Below are 15,741 nucleotides of genomic sequence, written 5' to 3'. Positions count from 1 at the left end.
AGCGACGCCCGGCTACCACTCCGGGGCGGGACTGAAAGGGGCAACCGCTGAGCGGGACGCCCTGCGACGTAAGCACTGAGCCAGCGAACGAGCGACCGGAGGGAGCGAGTGAGTCGGCGAAGCGCGCAGCGAGCAGCGCGACCGCTCAGCGGTTGGGGCTTTCTGGGCATGCTGAGTGGTATCGAAAGCGACGACGGTCGATCTTGTTTATAAATGCGACCGCTCAGCGGCTGAGGCTTTCAACGCATGCTGAGTGGTGTCGACAGCGAGGATAGCCGATCCTGTTTATAAACACAAGCGCTCAGCAGCTGAGACTTTCGAGACATACTGAGTGGTGTCGTTCGCGACGACCCCCGACCTCATTTATAAACACGACCGCTCAGCGACTGGACCTTTCGGAGCAAACCGAACCCTGTCGCACGCGACGACTGCCAATCACCGAAAGAAAGCCCACACGAAAAGCTCAGAACCAGCTCCCGATTGCGCCACGCACTTTCGGCAACTCCCGGCGAATCGCCGCGCGCTTCAGGAGCACGAAGCCCACGACGATGATGCAGAAGCCGACGACCGTGTACACCGTCACGGATTCGCCGAGCAGCGCCCAGCCGGCGACGGTCGCGACGACTGGCACGACGTAGGAGACGAGGTTGATCTGGAAGGCGCCAACGCGGTCGAGCAGCGTGAAGTAGATGGAGTAGGCGGCCGCGCTCGCGAAGACGCTGAGGAATCCGAGGGCGACGATGGCCATCGGTTCGGCGACCGGGAGCTTCTGGGATTCACCGAGGCCGATGCTGAAGAGGTGCATGAAGAAGCCGCCGGCGAGCATCGCCCAGGCCGTGGTCTCGATGCTCGAGAACGTCGTCTCGAGTTCGCGCAGGCCGACGCTTCCGATAGAGACGGCGGTGACCCCGAGGAAGACGAGCGCGACGCCGATCGTGACCCCGCCGGTGAGGTTCTGGGGGTCCGGCTGCGCGACGAAGGCGACGCCGGCGAGGCCGAGGAGGACACCGATCGCGCCCCGCGCGTCGAGGCCCGAGCCCTGGGCGATGACGCCGGCGACGGCGGCGGTCATGATCGGCACGAGACTGTAGGTGACCGCCGCGATGCCGCTCGTCGTGTACTGCTGGCCGACGAACAGCAGCGAGTTGTTGGCCGCGACGGTGAACCCGCCCGCGAGGGCGATCGCGAGCAGGTCGGCCCGCGTCGTCGGCAGCGGCGCGTCGCGCGTCAGGAGCACGTAGCTCACGAGGATGACCGCGGCGAAGTCGAACCGGTAGGCCGCGTACAGCACCGGCGGGTAGAACTCCAACCCGATCTCGATAGCGACGAAGGAGCCACCCCAGAGGGTAGCGAGGGTGAAAAACAGCAGCGCGTTCCGGTAGCGGGACACGGATCGACCCACGACCGTGTCGGATAAAGCGTTGTTCGTTCGGGTCGCCCTCGCCGGTGTCGCGACTGGCGGGTCCCTGGCGCGCTTCCGCCGGATACGGCACAGGCCGGCGATTTTCCAGCAGTACCGGTTGGTGTCCACTCCCGCGTCCGACGAGCTAGTGAGCCATCACCACACCTCGTTTCCGGTGAAACGATCCGGTGTTGCCACTCGGCACGAGCAGTAACGGAAATGAAGAGGTCGCCGGCGAAGGCCGGTCGCTGGCGACGGCGACTCGCCAGCGAAGCCGCCCCGCCTGCGTCCGCCTCAGTAGCCGCGGCTAATGAGGTAGTCGGCGAGGTCCTCGAGCAGCGATCGGGCCTCGTTGTCGGGGAGCACCTGGAGGTGCTCCTTCGACCGCGTCGTGAGCGCCTGGGCCTTCTCCTGGGCGTACTCGATGGAGCCCGCCTCCTCGAGTGCGGCGACCGCCTCGTCGACCTCGGCCTCCGTGACCTCGGCCGGGGTGTCGGCGTCGACGAGGTCGTCGACGTCGACGCCCTCCTGCCGGGCGTGGAGCGTGATCAGCGTCTCCTTCCCCTCGACGAGGTCGGACCCGCGCTGCTTGCCGAGCTTCTCGGAGGGCACCGTCAGGTCCAGGACGTCGTCCTGGATCTGGAACGCGCGCCCGGAGTCGATGCCGTACTTGTAGAGGGCATCGACGGTCTCCTCGTCGGCGCCGACGAGTAGCGCCGGGATGGCGGCGGCCGCTCCGTAGAGGACCGCCGTCTTCAGCTCGATCATGTCGAGGTACTCCTCCGGCAGGATGTCCTCGCGGTCCTCGAAGGAGACGTCCAGCGCCTGCCCCTCGCAGATCTTCGTGCAGGTGGACGCGAGCATCCGCATGCTCTCCAGCGCGTCCTGCGGGTCGGCGCCCGTCTCCGTGAGGATCTCGAACGCCTTCGAGTACAGCGTGTCGCCGGCGAGGATCGCCGTCGCCGTGTCGTACTCCTCGTGGACGGCCGGGACGCCGCGACGGAGCTCGTCCTCGTCCATGATGTCGTCGTGGATCAGCGTGAACGACTGGATGACCTCCAGCGCGACCGCCGCTCGCATGAGGTCGATCTCCTCGCCCGAGAGGGCGGGGAACGACCGGTAGTCCGCCGAGCCCGGCGCGACGTCGGTGACCGCTTCACCGGCGATCAGCGTCACCGTCGGGCGGAGGCGCTTCCCGCCGGCTTCGATGATGTAGCGGGACGCCTCGTAGAGCCGCTCGGGCTCCGCCATTGGCAGCTCCTCGTCGATGGCGCCGTTGACGAGCTCCCGCCGGTCGCGGATGGCGTCCAGGACCCGTGCCTCCATCGCTTCGTCGCTCATTCGACGAGCTGGATGGTGTTGCCGTTCTCCGTTACGTGCAGGTCACGGCCGAGCTTGTAGCCCTGCGACTTGGCCAGGTCGACGTACGGCGCGAAGCCTTCCATGCTCTGGTGACCCGGAATGACGTGCTCGGGCTGGAGCGCCTGCAGCATCTCGTAGTGGCCCTCCTCGCGCAGGTGGCCGGAAACGTGGATATCGTCGTAGATCCGGGCGCCCTGCATCCGCAGGAGCTGTTCGGACTGGTAGCGCTGGCCCTCGTTGGTCGGCTCCGGAATGACCCGGGCGCTGAAGATGACCTTGTCGCCGTCGTCCAGTTCGTAGGGAGTCTCGCCGCGACCCATGCGGGTGAGCATGGCGCGGGGTTCGCCCTGGTGGCCCGTCACGATGGGGAGGAAGTTGCCCTTCCCCTCCTTCATGATCCGCTTGAACGTGCGGTCGACGGACTTGCGGTGGCCGTACATGCCGACGTCGCCCTGGAAGTCGACGAAGTCCAGGCGCTCGGCGGTGCCGGAGTACTTCTCCATCGAGCGCCCGAGGAGGACCGGCTGGCGGCCGATCTCGCGGGCGAACTCGACGAGGGACTTCACGCGAGCGATGTGAGAGGAGAACGTCGTGGCGACGATGCCGCCCGAGTAGTCCTCCATCGACGTCATCACGTCGTGCAGGTGCTCGCGCGCGACCGACTCCGAGGCGGTGCGGCCCTTGCGGCCCGCGTTCGTACAGTCCTCGATGTAGGCGAGGACGCCGTTGTCCTCGCGGCCGATCTCGCGGAAGCGCTCCATGTCGATCGGGTCGCCGATGACCGGGTTGTGGTCGATGCGCTTGTCGAGGCCGTAGACGACCGAGCCCTCCGGCGTGTGGAGGACCGGGTTGATCGCGTCGATCACCGAGTGGGTGACGTTGACGAACTCGAGTTCGACCTGCTCGGAGTCGCCGATGGCCATCGTGCCGCCGGCCTCCATCTTCACGAGGTCGTTCTCGACCGTGAACTTGCTCTCGCCCTGGATCTGCTGTTTGACCAGCTCGATCGTGTACGGCGAGCCGACGATGGGCGCGTCGTAGCGGTGGGCGAGCTTCGGGATGGCCGCGATGTGGTCGAGGTGGCCGTGCGTCGGCACGATGGCCTGCACGTCGCCCTCGAGCTCGGACATGACCCGGTCGTCCGGGATGGCGCCCATGTCGATCAGGTCGAGGCTGTGCATGTTCTCGGTCTCCACGTTGTCGTGGATCAGGACCTTACTGAGGTTCAGGCCCATGTCGAAGATGACGATGTCGTCGCCCGCGCGAACGGCCGTCATCTGTCGACCGACTTCTTCGTATCCGCCGATTGTTGCGATTTCGATTTCCATGGTTTTGCTGAGCATCTGAAGCCGCTAATGCGGTGATGCTACTCACTGAAACCCGCAAATTGGGGCCAAAGCCCCGGCGTCTTACAGCACGTCGGCGATGGGCCCCGCTGCGGTCGAGCCGACACCGGCTCACCGTGTCCCGCGGGAGTGTGGTAGTTGCGCCTACACGCCCGTCTCTTAAAAACTACTGGGGTTCGGCCATCGACGCCACGCGTCGCGCGGCGAGACGCCGGGAACGTGGTCGTCCGCCCTGCTCGTGGCGTGGCTGTCCTCGCGGGCGACGCGTTTTGCCCTCGCTGGCAACGGTTTCGACCTCGCGGGCGATGTCTTGCATCGTCACACCTGGAGTTCGCTCCGCGTTCACGAGGGCACTCCCCCGCGATCGACGGCCGAATCCCGGCGCTACCTTCGCCATCCCGGTATTTTTAATAGTGCGACGCGCGCCTTCCCGGATATGCCTGGACGACCTCTCGACGTTCTCGAAGAATCACTGGACGGTGCGGTGACGGTCCATCTCAAGGACGGCACGACGTACTACGGAATCCTCGCCGGCTACGACCAGCACATGAACGTCGTCATCGAACCCGAGGACGGTGCGGAAGAGCGGTTCGACGTCGAGGAGGAGTTCGCCGTCGCGGTGGAAGACACAACGATTATACGCGGCGATAACGTCGTCACTATCAAAGCATGACCGGAGCTGGAACGCCCTCTCAGGGGAAGAAAAACAAGACGGTTCACGTGAAGTGTCGCCGCTGTGGCGAAGCATCCTACCACATCAAGAAGGAGCGCTGCTCCTCGTGTGGGTTCGGGAAGTCCGCGAAGCGCCGTTCGTACAGCTGGCAGTCGAAGACGGGCGACAACTGACGCGTCGTTTCCGTTCTTTCTCTCTTCGAAGTTTCACCGCGTAGCGACGCGGCCGTCGGCGTCGATCTTCACAAGTAGCGACGCAGCCGTCAGGCCTCGAGCGCGTCCAGGAACTCCGTGAGCACCGCGTTGAACGCGGTCGGTTGCTCCAACATCGCGAGGTGCGCTGCGTCCTCGATCAGCGCACGCCGGCAGTTCGGCATTTCCTCCGCGAAGAAGTCGTGGAAGCGCGGCGGCGTCAGCTTGTCGTGCTCGCCGACGACCGCGAGCGCCGGGGTGTCGACGTCCGAGATCAGGTCCCGAACGTCGAACCGGTGGCACGTTCGGAAGTCGCGCTCGGTGACCGCACGACCGGTTTCGCGCATCTGCGCCTCGGAGAGCTCGACGTACTCGTCGGGCGCGTCGTGGAACAGTCGGTCCTCCCCGTGGAGGAACTCGATCGCCCGGTCGAAGTCGCCGGCGAGCCAGTCGAGCAGGTCCTGCAGCACCGAGAGCTTCGCGCCGGTGCCCGAGAGGACGATCCCCTCGGGGTCGAGGTCGCGCTGGAGGGCGATCCAGAGCACGACCGCGCCACCGAGGGAGTTCCCGCAGAGTACGTCGGCGTCGACGGCCTCGGCGACGGCGACGACGTCGTCCGCGTACGCGATGAGCGTTTCGTACCCCGCCGCTGCCTCGACGTCGTCGCTCTCGCCGTGGCCCGAGAGGTCCAGCGCCGCCACCGGGTACTCGTCGGCGATGCGAGCCTGGGCCTTCCAGACCCCGCTAGACCCGCCGCTGCCGTGGATACAGAGCACCGTCGGTCCGTCAGCGTCGCGGTCCGACAGCCGATACGCGGTCTCCCGGTCGTGATGTGACACCCACTCCATACGACACCTCCCGGCGGAGCGGGCAAAAACCCCGTGGGCCCCGTCGCCCTGGTCCGGATGGCGTGTCACGTCGCCGCCGCCGCCGTCGGTGGACGGCCCGGATTGAGAGACGGTAGCATTGCGGTATGAACCGCAACATCATCCTGTGGGACCGACCCGGAGCCCTCTTGCGATTAGTTGGCGACAGGCTTATATAGTCTCGAACCTAACTTGTAGTTAGCACTAATGAACTCAACGCAAACAATCGGCGGCGAAAGTCTGCTGCGTCGCTACGAGTACGAGGACCGGTGGGTCGTTGCCGCCGACCTCGGTGTCGACGAGGACGACGTCTCCGTCGACACGGTTGGTTCGACCGCCATCGTCGTGGTCGACCGCGGGGACGACGTGTCCGAGGCGGAGCTCGACCTGCCCGACACGGCCGACGCCGCGTCGGTATCCAACGGTGTCCTCACCATCGAGGTGGAGAAATGACGCTGACGGTCAAACCCCTCAAGCAGAAGGATGCCGGCCGCCGCCTGGCCGCGATCGACCGCGTCGCCGCCGAGGAGAAGGACCTCTCCGGCGGTGACTTCGTCCGCGTCAGCGGCGACGAGGGCAGCGCCATCGCCCGCGTCTGGCCCGGCTACCCCGAGGACGACGGCTCCGGCGTCATCCGGATCGACGGCAACCTTCGACAGGAGGCCAACGTCGGCATCGACGACCAGGTCGACGTCGAGAAGGTCGACGTCAAGCCCGCGGAGCAGGTCACCATCGCGCTCCCGCAGCGCCTGGGGATCCGCGGCAACGTCGACGCGCTCATCCGCCGCGAGCTGGGCGGCCAGCCGGTCACCGCCGGCCAGAACGTCCAGCTCCCGCTGGGATTCGGCTTCATGGGCGGCCAGTCGCAGGCGGTCCCGCTGAAGATCGCCTCCACGACGCCGTCCGGCACCGTCGTCGTCACCGACGACACCGAGATCACCATCTCCGAGAAGCCGGCCGAGGAGATCGTCGAGGAGACCACCGGCGGTCCCGAGGGCACCGGGGAGGGTCCCGACGTCGCCTACGAGGACATCGGCGGCCTCGACGACGAGCTCGAGCAGGTCCGCGAGATGATCGAGCTGCCGATGCGCCACCCCGAGCTGTTCAAGCGGCTCGGCATCGACCCGCCGAAGGGCGTCCTCCTGCACGGCCCGCCGGGCACGGGGAAGACCCTGATCGCCAAGGCCGTCGCCAACGAGATCGACGCCAGCTTCCACAACATCTCCGGGCCGGAGATCATGTCGAAGTACTACGGCGAGAGCGAGGAGCAGCTCCGTGAGATCTTCGAGGAGGCCACCGAGGAGGCCCCCGCGATCATCTTCATGGACGAGCTCGACGCCATCGCGCCCAAGCGCGAGGAGGCCGGCGGCGACGTGGAACGGCGCGTCGTGGCCCAGCTGCTCTCGCTGATGGACGGGCTAGAGGAGCGCGGCCAGGTCGTCGTCATCGGGGCGACGAACCGGGTCGACGCCATCGACCCCGCCCTGCGCCGCGGTGGCCGCTTCGACCGCGAGATCGAGATCGGCGTCCCGGACCGGGACGGCCGCAAGGAGATCCTGCAGGTCCACACGCGGAACATGCCGCTGGTCGACGAGATCGACCTCGACGAGTACGCCGAGAACACCCACGGCTTCGTCGGGGCCGACCTCGAGTCGCTGGCGAAGGAGTCCGCGATGCACGCCCTGCGGCGCATCCGGCCCAACATCGACCTCGAGTCCGACGAGATCGACGCTGACGTGCTGGAGTCCATCCAGGTTACCGAGAACGACTTCAAGGAGGCGATGAAGGGGATCGAACCCTCCGCCCTCCGCGAGGTGTTCGTCGAGGTCCCCGACATCACCTGGGAGGACGTCGGTGGACTCGAGGAGACGAAGGAGCGCCTCCGCGAGACGATCCAGTGGCCCCTCGACTACCCCGAGGTGTTCGAGGAGCTCGACATGGAGGCCGCCAAGGGCGTCCTCATGTACGGCCCGCCGGGCACGGGGAAGACCCTGCTCGCGAAGGCCGTCGCCAACGAGAGCGAGTCCAACTTCATCTCGATCAAGGGCCCCGAGCTGCTGAACAAGTACGTCGGGGAGTCCGAGAAGGGCGTCCGCGAGATCTTCGAGAAGGCCCGGTCGAACGCGCCGACCGTCGTCTTCTTCGACGAGATCGACGCCATCGCCACGGAGCGCGGCCAGAACACCGGCGACTCCGGCGTCAGCGAACGGGTCGTCTCCCAGCTCCTGACGGAGCTGGACGGCCTCGAATCGCTCGAGGACGTCGTCGTCATCGCGACGACGAACCGCCCGGACCTCATCGACTCCGCACTGCTGCGTCCCGGTCGGCTCGACCGCCACATCCACGTGCCGGTGCCCGACGAGGACGCGCGCCGGAAGATCCTCGAGGTCCACACCCGCGAGAAGCCGCTCGCGGACGACGTCGACCTCGACGAGATCGCCCGTCGTACGGAGAACTACGTCGGCGCCGACATCGAGGCGCTCACCCGCGAGGCCTCGATGGCGGCCTCCCGCGAGTTCATCGGGAGCGTCTCCCCCGACGAGCTGGCCGAATCCGTCGGCAACGTGCGCATCACCATGGCGCACTTCGAGGAGGCGCTTGAGGAGGTCGGCCCGAGCGTCACCGAGGAGTCCAAGGAGAAGTACGAGGAGATCGAAGAGCGGTTCCAGAAAGCGGACGTCGAGACGGAAGAGGAAGTCGGCCCCGCCGCCTTCCAGTAAGTCTCGCGCCCGCGTTCGACTCCGATAGCTGCGGTAGCTGTCGATACGGCACCCTGCCGTCGCCGTCGACCACGACGACGGCACGACGTTTTTATAAGAAGCAACAGACGACCACTGGCGAGTCCGTCCAGGGAGCGCCGCGCCGAGACGGTAGTCGATCCTGGCACGCGCGCGGCAGAAATCCGTTCAGTCGACCGAATCCCTCGCACTCGCCGGAATCCGTTCATCGCCCGAACCCGTCGCATCCGCCGGAACCACCCGGTTTTTCCCGCATCGCTTGCTGAGTGGTACCATGGTTGGCCCCCGCAATACCCGCGTCCGGTATCCGGCCGGGAAGCGCGCGCCCTACGGCGTCGCCGCGTTCCTCGTCGGCTACCTCGCGTTCCTCCCACTGGCGGCCTGGACGTACCAGTCGCTGCTCGCGAGCGCGCAGTTCGAACTCTCGTCGTTCAGGCTGTCGCTGACGGACGTGCTGGGACCGAGCGTCGTGTCGACGCCCGTCGCCGCGGGCCACCTCTTCTATAACGCGCAGTTGGCGCCGCTGTCGGTGCCCGTCTCGACCGGCGCGGAGTTCAGGGCCTCGGTCACGATCAACCTGCTGCTGGAAGCCGGCGGCCTCCCCCTGCTCTTCCTGGCGATCCCGGCAGTCGTCTACACCGTCGCCGGCGCGCTCGCGACGCGCGACGTCGACACGACCTTCGGCATGCGCCGAGCGAAGAAGGCGGCCCTGCTGTTCACCGGGACTGCCCCGCTCGGGCTGATCGGGGCGTTCCTGCTCCGCGTCCCCGGCGAAGGCGGAACGATCATGCCGAGCATCCTCTGGGCGACGTTCGGGGTTGGCGTGATCTATCCGGCCTTCTTCGCGGGCGTCGGTGGCTACCTCGCGGTGGTGTACTCGCGACGCCGCGAATAGGTAGTCGCCGTCGCTACCAGCGCGGAGGATCGGCGGCCGCCCGCGACGGCGACGCAGCTGAGCGAGTGGGGGTCGACCTCACTGGACCGAGTGGCCGCACCGCTGGTCGATGTGAGTCAAGAAAAAACGGGAGTCAAACGTCGAGTCCGCGTCGAGGTCAGTACGCCCGCGTGGGCGCGCTCCGGGAAGCCGGAGTTTAACCGAAGAGCTCGCCGAGGCCTTCGCCCTCGTCGCCCTCTTCTTCCTCTTCTTCTTCGGCGGCTTCCTCCTCTTCGGCTTCCTCTTCTTCCTCGGCAGCCTCGACCTCCTCGGTCTCGGCTTCGGCGGCGCCACCGGCGGCTGCGCCAGCGGCGGGCGCCGCGGCGGCCGTCTCGACGGCTTCCTCGATGTCGACGTCCTCCAGCGCGGCGACGAGCGCCTTGACGCGGGATTCCTCGACGTCGACGCCCGCAGCCTCGAGCACGTCCGTGAGGTTTTCTTCATTGATTTCGTCGCCCGATTCGTTCAGGATCAGTGCAGCGTAAACGTATTCCATTGTTGTAAACTCCGTTTAACCGAACATCTCGCCGAGACCTTCGCCGCCGTCACCGTCTTCGTCCTCGTCGGTGTCGTCGGGTTCCTCGGCAGCTTCTTCTTCGTCAGCCTGTTCCTCTTCGTCCGTCTCCTCGTCCGCAGCGCTCTCCTCGGTCGGAGCCGGGGCGGCTTCGACACCCTGCAGCTCCTCGGGGAGCGCATCCTCGTCCTCGACCTGCGTGGCGACAGCGCGAAGCTGTGCGTCCGCCTTGCTGATCAGGTCCGGGACGACGTCCGGGCTCTCGATCTCCGCGAAGAGGCCCACGGCCTTGGCGTCGCCGGCGGCCTTCGCGATGAGGCTGCCGGCGGTCTGGGCCGTCGGGTACTCCGCGTTGATGGAGAGGTTCCGGGCTGCGGCCGCGGCGGACTGGATGTCCGCGCGGTACTCCTCGACGTCGATTTCGAGCTCGTCCGGCTCGAACAGCACGCCCTCGGAGTAGACGCCCTTCAGGTCCAGTCCGACTTCCTTCGGCTCGATGCCGAGTTCCGTCAGGACGTTCGCGAGGTCGTCGTCGACGACTTCGCCTTCCTCGAGGACCTTCGAGTCCTCGGTAACCTGGATGGAGCCCTCCTGGATGCGCGCAGCAGCGCCGATGGTCTGGAGCTCGCCGACGAACGGCCCGGGGTCGACGCCCGTGTCACCCTCGGGGATGACGATGTCGTTCGGGGCGACCTCGCCGGCGTTGATCGGGGCCGGCGTCTTCGAGGCTTCCAGCTGCTGGAAGAGCCCGAAGGGGTTGTCGTTGGTGCCGATGAGCGCGACCTGTCCGTTGACGTACTGGGTCAGCTCCTCGACGCCCTGGTTGACTTCCTCGAGCGCACGCGTGACGAGCGTGTTGCGGCTCATCCGCAGCTCGGCCGAGCCGTGCAGGTCGCGGCGCATGCTCTGGAGCTGCTTGCTCGGGATGCCCGCCATCCCGACGACCCCGACGGAGGCGTAGGAGTCGATGAAGTCGACGAGCTCGTCGACCTCCTCCTGCTTCCACTGCGGGATCGTCTCCGTTTTGCGAACGGAGCTCATGCGGGCACCTCCACGGACGGACCCATCGTCGTCTTCACGTACAGGTCGCCGAGGTTGAGCGGCCCCTTCTCGAGGTCCGCTTCGAGGCGACGCACGATGACGTCGATGTTGTCCGCGATGTCGTCCGCGTTCATGTCCTCCGCGCCGACGCGCGTGTGGAAGGTCCGCCGGTCGCGGGACCGGAGCTGGACCGTGTTCTTCATCCGTTCGACGGTGTCAACGACGTCGTCGTCGGGCTGGAGCGGGGTCGGCATCTTCCCTCGCGGACCGAGGACGGTACCGAGGTACCGACCGATGTCCTGCATGAGGTTGGCCTCGGCGACGAAGAAGTCGGTCTTGTCGGCGAGGTCCTTGGCCTCGTCGTCGTTGTCGCCAAGCTCCTCGAGGTCGTCGCTGTCGAGCACTTCGTCAGCCACGTCCTCGGCGCGGACGGCGGTCTCGCCTTCCGCGAAGACGACGATGTACGTTTCCTGCCCCGTGCCGGACGGCAGCACGATGGACTCGTCGATACGATTCGACGGATCGTCTAGGTCGATGTCGCGCAGGTTGATAGCCAGGTCGACCGTCTCGCGGAAGTTCCGCTCAGGTGCCTCGCTGAGTGCGCGGGATACTGCTTCTTCTATTGAATCTGCCATTAGTTCACCTCCGTAGTACGCGTGAATGCTCCTACGGGTCAGTGAAACAGGCGAAGCCTGTCTCATCGGAAAGACGCCCATGACAGGCTTAAAAGCGTCGAAGGGTGTGGCCCGTGAGACTGCGTCGCGTGGGAGACGTGTGCGCTCCGCTTCCGCTGGTGCGCTCCGCTCCCGCCTGTGCGCTCCGCTCCCGCTTCAGCGCGACTCCCGCGTTCGGGGGTCGAGCCAGGCACTCGCCAGGTCGGACACGAGGCTGCCGCCAACGCCGACGACCACGAACACCATCGTCGTCCCGAGGATCAGCGGGATGTCGTTCTCCCTCGTGGCGACGTACATCAGCCAGCCGATCCCCTGGATGTGGAACACCGTCTCCACGACGACGATCGTGAGGACGAGGACGGCGAACAGCTCCGCCGCGAGCAGCGAGAGCACGGGGACGATCACGTTCCGGAGCACCCGCCAGGAGATCGCTCCCTCGGAGAGTCCCTTCGCGCGGAGGAACTGGACGTAGTTGGTGCCGAAGTGGTCGACGCTGTGGGACCGCGTCAGGCTCACCTGTCCCGCCAGCAACCCGGCGGCGACGATGCCCGCGGGGGCGACGACCGTCCAGACGAGCCCGGCCTCCCCGCGAGCCACCGCGAACGGCGTCCCGCTATCGCCGAGGAGCGCGATGCCGACGGTCGCCAGCCAGAAGCTGGGGAGGCCCAGCAGGACGTAGCTCCCGATCCGGCCCGCCCGGTCGGAGACGGTGTCCCGGCGCCGGGCCGAGTGGAGGCCGAGCGCGGTCCCGCCGACCGTCGCGGCGACGACCCCCGGGAGCAGGTACGCCGCGGTTCGACTCACCGCCCCGGCGACGGCGTCGACGACGGGCTTCTCCTGGGTCGGCGAGAGCCCCCACCGGAAGAGCGTCACGTCGACCAGCCAGTCGACGTAGCGCTCGGAGAGCGGCGCGTTCCGATCGCGGGCCGCCAGGTACGTCTCCCGGATCTCGGCCAGTTCCTCCTCCGACGCGCCGGCCCAGGCGGCCGTCCCGAGCTCGCCCCGGAGGTTCGCGTCCGGCGTCAGGACGACGACGGCGAAGGTGAGCGAGATCACGAGATAGACGGCGATGACGGCGAACACGAGCCGCTTGAGGACGTGACGACGAACGTTCATGGAGGGGTTCGGAGGGGGTTTAGAGGGGGTTCGGAGAGTGTTTGGAGGGGGTTCGGGGAGGGTTCGGGGGTTGTTCGTTACACGAGCGTCAAGAGGATGAGAGATAAATCTTATCAAGACATGTACAGTGGTGTCCCCCATCGATGCCCTCCCGCAACCGCTGGCAGCGGCACCGCACCAGCCTATTCGCCGTCGTGCTCGGGGCGGTCGCTGCCGTTGCCCTGTTCGACCTCCTCGTTCGAGACGGGTTCACCGTGGGAACGTGGCGGGCGACGCCGCTGGACTGGCTGTTCATCGCGGCTCACGTACCGCTGCTGTTCTACGTCGTGATCCCGCTCGTGGCCGACCGCGAACAGGCGCGGACGCTCTGGGCTCGGTTTCGCGCCCGACCCGAAGCCGTCGTCGGGCTCTGCTGGCTCGCCGCCGTGTACCTCCTCGGAACGGTCGGCATCGTGCTGGCGCCCGACCTGAAGCTCACCTTCCTGCACGCGAACCAGCCGCCGGTGTTCGCCACTATCGACGCCACCCACGTCCCCCAGTGTGCTGGTCGGGTCGTCGAAGGGCAGTGCCACGGCAGCTGGCAGTACCCGCTCGGGACCGACCTGAACGGGTACCGGCTGGAACTGCTACTGCTCCAGGGCCTCCACATCACGCTCTACGTCAGCGTCATCTCGCTCGCGTTCATCGTGCCCATCGCGCTCGTCGTCGGCGTGGTGGCCGGCTACCAGGGCGGGCTCGTCGACGTCGTCTCGATCCGCTCGGTGGAAGTCCAGGACGCGGTACCGCCGCTCATCGTCTACCTGCTCGTCATCTTCATCACCGGCGAGTCGCTGCTGGTCATCCTGCTGTTGTTCGGGTTCCTGGGCTGGGGCGGTGCCGCCCGGATCGTCCGGAGCGAGACCCGTCGCCTCCGCGACGCCGAGTTCGTCGAGGCCGCACGCGCACTCGGCGGCAGCGATCGGCACATCCTCGGTACGCACGTCGTCCCGGCCGTCTCCGGGGTCACCATCCCGACGGCGACCCGGCAGGTGCCCATCCTGCTGCTGACGGAGGCGGGGCTGGCGTTCCTCGGACTGGAGGCGTTCGATCTCCAGTCGTTCGGAAACGTCATCGCCCGCGGGACCGTCCGCGGCGAGGTGCCGCTGCTGGTGAAGTGGTGGGTCTCCGGCTTCGCCGTGGCGACGCTGGCGGCGACCGTCGTCGCGTTCAAGGTCGTCGGCGACGCGCTCGTCGAGAGCCTCGACCCGCGGATGAACTGAACGCGAGCAGAGCCGCGGCTTCGCTACTGTAGCGGGTTCGGGAAAGCGGCGAGCCGCGAGTGAAAAGTGGAACTCGTTACGCTTCGAGCGTGTCGTCGTAGTCGCCGGCGTCGACGCGGTCGTCGAACGTGCGGGCGTCCTCGCCGTCGATGGTGACACCGAGGGAGGCGCAGGTGCCGCCGACTTCCTTGGCGGCGTTCTTGGTGTCGTACGAGAGCAGGTCGGAGGACTTCTGCTCGGCGATCTTCTTGACCTGGTCGATGGAGAGGTCGGCGACGAAGTCTTCCTGGGGCTCACCGGAGCCCGTCTCGAAGCCGGCCTCGTCCTTGATCAGCTCCGCCGTCGGCGGGACGCCGACTTCGATGGTGAACGAGCCATCGTCCTCGTACTCGACGGTGATGGGGACTTCCATCCCGTCGAAGGCTTCGGTTTCCTCGTTGATCTCGTTAACGACTGCCTGCACGTCGACCGGCGTCGGGCCGAGCTCCGGACCGAGTGGCGGACCGGGGTTGGCCTGCCCGCCGGGGACGAGCACTTCGATAGTTCCAGCCATATCCATACGAACCCTCCCGCGACTTTTAACGGTTGTTCTTCAGCGCGAGGCACGCGAGCGCTTGTCACGCCGCGCTCCGCGTTCCCGGACCGTACCCTCCCGAGAGCAGCCCCTGTTCTTGAGAGTACCTCCGTCCCTCTCGCGTGATTCCCCACTCTCGCGCCCATGCGACGTAATCACTCGCCGATTGCTATTTCCGATCGGTCGACCGCTTCTTCGCGTCGACGTCTCTACGGAGCGAACCGACGTCTCTACGGAGCGAACCGACTCTCGACGAGCGGAAGTCTCCCGGGCGATAGCGATCGCGGCCGCCGGACGTGACGGCTGAATCCGGAAACGGGGTACCTGGGACGCCGCCCCGGTTTTCTCACGAAAACGCAGGATGGCGTTTGTCCTGTATCCCACAGGCCCGGATAGCCGCTGCGGCCGACATTCCACCGGCCGACGAACGAGGGCTCGCGCCGCCGTCCCTCGTCCGTAGCAACGAGAACGCGGACGGCTCCCCTCAATCGTCTGCCTAAGTAGTTTGGTTCCTCGTCGCCCCCGGCGAGAAAAACGAGGGCTACCCGCGCATGAAGTCGGAGAGCCGGTCTCGCAGGGAGTTCTCGCCCAGCTTGAGGTAGTAGGCGTCGCCACCGTCCTCGTAGTAGCTGTCGATGTGCCGTTTGATCTCGAAGCCGAGGTGCTTGTAGAAGCCGATGGCGTTCTCGTTCGTCGTCCGGGCGTGACAGGTGACTGTGCGGTGGTTCTCGGCCACCTCCGCGACGAGCCGCTCGCCGTAGTTACGGCCGCGGGCGTCGGGCGAAACCGCGAGAAAGAGGATGTAGCCGTCGCGACGGGCGGAGGCGAACGCGACGAGTTCGTCGTCCTCGAACAGCAGGTGACAGGTCGCCCGCCGATAGGCGTCGGTAAAGAACCCTCGTCGCTGCTGGAGGACGCCCTCGGCCTCCCGAATCCGCTCCTTCAACTCCCACGCCTCCGTGACGTGATCGGAGCAGCCGATCGGGTCCTCGCGTTTCTCTGCGGTGACGCTCACTGAGGTGGACTAAGAAGCGCATCGAATATAATTCCT

16 protein-coding genes are annotated in these 15,741 nt (G+C 66.7%); 6 read left to right on the top strand and 10 right to left on the bottom strand.

Annotated elements, in window-relative coordinates; all coding sequences use genetic code 11:
* Window positions 1-463: 463 nt before the first annotated feature.
* The 3 genes from ACQE3M_RS09990 to ACQE3M_RS09980 form a co-directional block, all read right to left on the bottom strand.
* Window positions 464-1,390 (bottom strand): DMT family transporter, encoded by a 927-nt coding sequence (locus ACQE3M_RS09990; RefSeq protein ID WP_430505459.1) that lies wholly within the window; start codon window positions 1,388-1,390, stop codon window positions 464-466.
* Window positions 1,391-1,696: 306 nt separating this feature from the next.
* The gene (gene idsA3, locus ACQE3M_RS09985; RefSeq protein WP_430505458.1) at window positions 1,697-2,743 is read right to left on the bottom strand and encodes a geranylfarnesyl diphosphate synthase; all 1,047 of its coding nucleotides are present in this window, start codon (window positions 2,741-2,743) and stop codon (window positions 1,697-1,699) included.
* Entirely contained in the window at window positions 2,740-4,092 is a 1,353-nt protein-coding gene (locus tag ACQE3M_RS09980) for an RNase J family beta-CASP ribonuclease (protein WP_430505457.1), read from the bottom strand. Before ACQE3M_RS09980 ends, idsA3 begins: the two co-directional genes overlap by 4 nt.
* 454 nt (window positions 4,093-4,546) lie before the next feature.
* Between ACQE3M_RS09980 and ACQE3M_RS09975 the strand changes: the two genes are divergently transcribed.
* Both ACQE3M_RS09975 and ACQE3M_RS09970 read left to right on the top strand, forming a co-directional pair.
* A complete protein-coding gene (locus ACQE3M_RS09975) occupies window positions 4,547-4,783 on the top strand; it encodes an LSM domain-containing protein (RefSeq protein ID WP_430505456.1) in 237 nt (78 codons plus the stop codon).
* Window positions 4,780-4,956 carry a 50S ribosomal protein L37e gene (locus ACQE3M_RS09970; RefSeq protein ID WP_430505455.1) on the top strand — a complete coding sequence of 59 codons (177 nt, stop codon included), beginning with the start codon at window positions 4,780-4,782 and terminating at the stop codon, window positions 4,954-4,956. The genes ACQE3M_RS09975 and ACQE3M_RS09970 overlap by 4 nt, the downstream gene beginning before the upstream one ends.
* A gap of 89 nt (window positions 4,957-5,045) precedes the next feature.
* Here ACQE3M_RS09970 and ACQE3M_RS09965 read toward each other — a convergent pair whose 3' ends face one another.
* On the bottom strand, window positions 5,046-5,822 hold the full coding sequence (locus ACQE3M_RS09965; protein ID WP_430505453.1) for an alpha/beta fold hydrolase: 777 nt from the start codon (window positions 5,820-5,822) through the stop codon (window positions 5,046-5,048).
* Window positions 5,823-6,047: 225 nt separating this feature from the next.
* Between ACQE3M_RS09965 and ACQE3M_RS09960 the strand changes: the two genes are divergently transcribed.
* From ACQE3M_RS09960 to ACQE3M_RS09950, 3 genes are all read left to right on the top strand, one after another.
* Window positions 6,048-6,293 (top strand): Hsp20/alpha crystallin family protein, encoded by a 246-nt coding sequence (locus ACQE3M_RS09960; RefSeq protein ID WP_430505452.1) that lies wholly within the window; start codon window positions 6,048-6,050, stop codon window positions 6,291-6,293.
* On the top strand, window positions 6,290-8,560 hold the full coding sequence (locus ACQE3M_RS09955) for a CDC48 family AAA ATPase (protein WP_430505451.1): 2,271 nt from the start codon (window positions 6,290-6,292) through the stop codon (window positions 8,558-8,560). The genes ACQE3M_RS09960 and ACQE3M_RS09955 overlap by 4 nt, the downstream gene beginning before the upstream one ends.
* A gap of 292 nt (window positions 8,561-8,852) precedes the next feature.
* The gene (locus ACQE3M_RS09950; protein ID WP_430505450.1) at window positions 8,853-9,473 is read left to right on the top strand and encodes a DUF7978 family protein; all 621 of its coding nucleotides are present in this window, start codon (window positions 8,853-8,855) and stop codon (window positions 9,471-9,473) included.
* A 196-nt stretch (window positions 9,474-9,669) separates the two neighbouring features.
* Here ACQE3M_RS09950 and rpl12p read toward each other — a convergent pair whose 3' ends face one another.
* The 4 genes from rpl12p to ACQE3M_RS09930 form a co-directional block, all read right to left on the bottom strand.
* On the bottom strand, window positions 9,670-10,008 hold the full coding sequence (gene rpl12p / locus ACQE3M_RS09945) for a 50S ribosomal protein P1 (protein ID WP_430505449.1): 339 nt from the start codon (window positions 10,006-10,008) through the stop codon (window positions 9,670-9,672).
* A 15-nt stretch (window positions 10,009-10,023) separates the two neighbouring features.
* Window positions 10,024-11,067, bottom strand: a complete 1,044-nt coding sequence (locus ACQE3M_RS09940) for a 50S ribosomal protein L10 (RefSeq protein ID WP_430505448.1) — start codon at window positions 11,065-11,067, stop codon at window positions 10,024-10,026.
* Window positions 11,064-11,702, bottom strand: a complete 639-nt coding sequence (locus ACQE3M_RS09935) for a 50S ribosomal protein L1 (RefSeq protein WP_430505447.1) — start codon at window positions 11,700-11,702, stop codon at window positions 11,064-11,066. Before ACQE3M_RS09935 ends, ACQE3M_RS09940 begins: the two co-directional genes overlap by 4 nt.
* A 195-nt stretch (window positions 11,703-11,897) precedes the next feature.
* Entirely contained in the window at window positions 11,898-12,857 is a 960-nt protein-coding gene (locus ACQE3M_RS09930) for an ABC transporter permease (RefSeq protein ID WP_430505446.1), read from the bottom strand.
* Window positions 12,858-13,000: 143 nt separating this feature from the next.
* Between ACQE3M_RS09930 and ACQE3M_RS09925 the strand changes: the two genes are divergently transcribed.
* The gene (locus ACQE3M_RS09925; RefSeq protein WP_430505445.1) at window positions 13,001-14,116 is read left to right on the top strand and encodes an ABC transporter permease; all 1,116 of its coding nucleotides are present in this window, start codon (window positions 13,001-13,003) and stop codon (window positions 14,114-14,116) included.
* Between the two features lie 76 nt (window positions 14,117-14,192).
* On the opposite strand, the gene ACQE3M_RS09920 is transcribed toward ACQE3M_RS09925, so the two are convergent.
* Both ACQE3M_RS09920 and ACQE3M_RS09915 read right to left on the bottom strand, forming a co-directional pair.
* Complete coding sequence (locus ACQE3M_RS09920; protein WP_430505444.1) at window positions 14,193-14,669, bottom strand: 50S ribosomal protein L11; 477 nt, start codon at window positions 14,667-14,669, stop codon at window positions 14,193-14,195.
* A gap of 562 nt (window positions 14,670-15,231) precedes the next feature.
* The gene (locus ACQE3M_RS09915; protein ID WP_430505443.1) at window positions 15,232-15,705 is read right to left on the bottom strand and encodes a GNAT family N-acetyltransferase; all 474 of its coding nucleotides are present in this window, start codon (window positions 15,703-15,705) and stop codon (window positions 15,232-15,234) included.
* Window positions 15,706-15,741: the final 36 nt, after the last annotated feature.

The organism is Halosubterraneus shenae (genome assembly GCF_050510935.1).
Classification (GTDB): Archaea; Halobacteriota; Halobacteria; order Halobacteriales; family Haloferacaceae; genus JBDGPU01.
The sequence above is the reverse complement of the archived record's forward strand: the minus strand, read 5'-3'. Positions and strand labels throughout refer to the sequence as shown.

What these genes read in the sequence shown, in the direction of transcription:
- idsA3 (WP_430505458.1), bottom strand. Translation starts at nt 2,743, where the DNA reads ATGAGCGACGAAGCGATGGAGGCACGGGTCCTGGACGCCATCCGCGAC.
- ACQE3M_RS09920 (WP_430505444.1), bottom strand. Translation starts at nt 14,669, where the DNA reads ATGGCTGGAACTATCGAAGTGCTCGTCCCCGGCGGGCAGGCCAACCCC.
- ACQE3M_RS09930 (WP_430505446.1), bottom strand. Translation starts at nt 12,857, where the DNA reads ATGAACGTTCGTCGTCACGTCCTCAAGCGGCTCGTGTTCGCCGTCATC.
- ACQE3M_RS09925 (WP_430505445.1), top strand. Translation starts at nt 13,001, where the DNA reads ATGCCCTCCCGCAACCGCTGGCAGCGGCACCGCACCAGCCTATTCGCC.
- ACQE3M_RS09960 (WP_430505452.1), top strand. Translation starts at nt 6,048, where the DNA reads ATGAACTCAACGCAAACAATCGGCGGCGAAAGTCTGCTGCGTCGCTAC.
- ACQE3M_RS09965 (WP_430505453.1), bottom strand. Translation starts at nt 5,822, where the DNA reads ATGGAGTGGGTGTCACATCACGACCGGGAGACCGCGTATCGGCTGTCG.
- ACQE3M_RS09935 (WP_430505447.1), bottom strand. Translation starts at nt 11,702, where the DNA reads ATGGCAGATTCAATAGAAGAAGCAGTATCCCGCGCACTCAGCGAGGCA.
- ACQE3M_RS09970 (WP_430505455.1), top strand. Translation starts at nt 4,780, where the DNA reads ATGACCGGAGCTGGAACGCCCTCTCAGGGGAAGAAAAACAAGACGGTT.
- ACQE3M_RS09955 (WP_430505451.1), top strand. Translation starts at nt 6,290, where the DNA reads ATGACGCTGACGGTCAAACCCCTCAAGCAGAAGGATGCCGGCCGCCGC.
- rpl12p (WP_430505449.1), bottom strand. Translation starts at nt 10,008, where the DNA reads ATGGAATACGTTTACGCTGCACTGATCCTGAACGAATCGGGCGACGAA.
- ACQE3M_RS09975 (WP_430505456.1), top strand. Translation starts at nt 4,547, where the DNA reads ATGCCTGGACGACCTCTCGACGTTCTCGAAGAATCACTGGACGGTGCG.
- ACQE3M_RS09950 (WP_430505450.1), top strand. Translation starts at nt 8,853, where the DNA reads ATGGTTGGCCCCCGCAATACCCGCGTCCGGTATCCGGCCGGGAAGCGC.
- ACQE3M_RS09980 (WP_430505457.1), bottom strand. Translation starts at nt 4,092, where the DNA reads ATGGAAATCGAAATCGCAACAATCGGCGGATACGAAGAAGTCGGTCGA.
- ACQE3M_RS09940 (WP_430505448.1), bottom strand. Translation starts at nt 11,067, where the DNA reads ATGAGCTCCGTTCGCAAAACGGAGACGATCCCGCAGTGGAAGCAGGAG.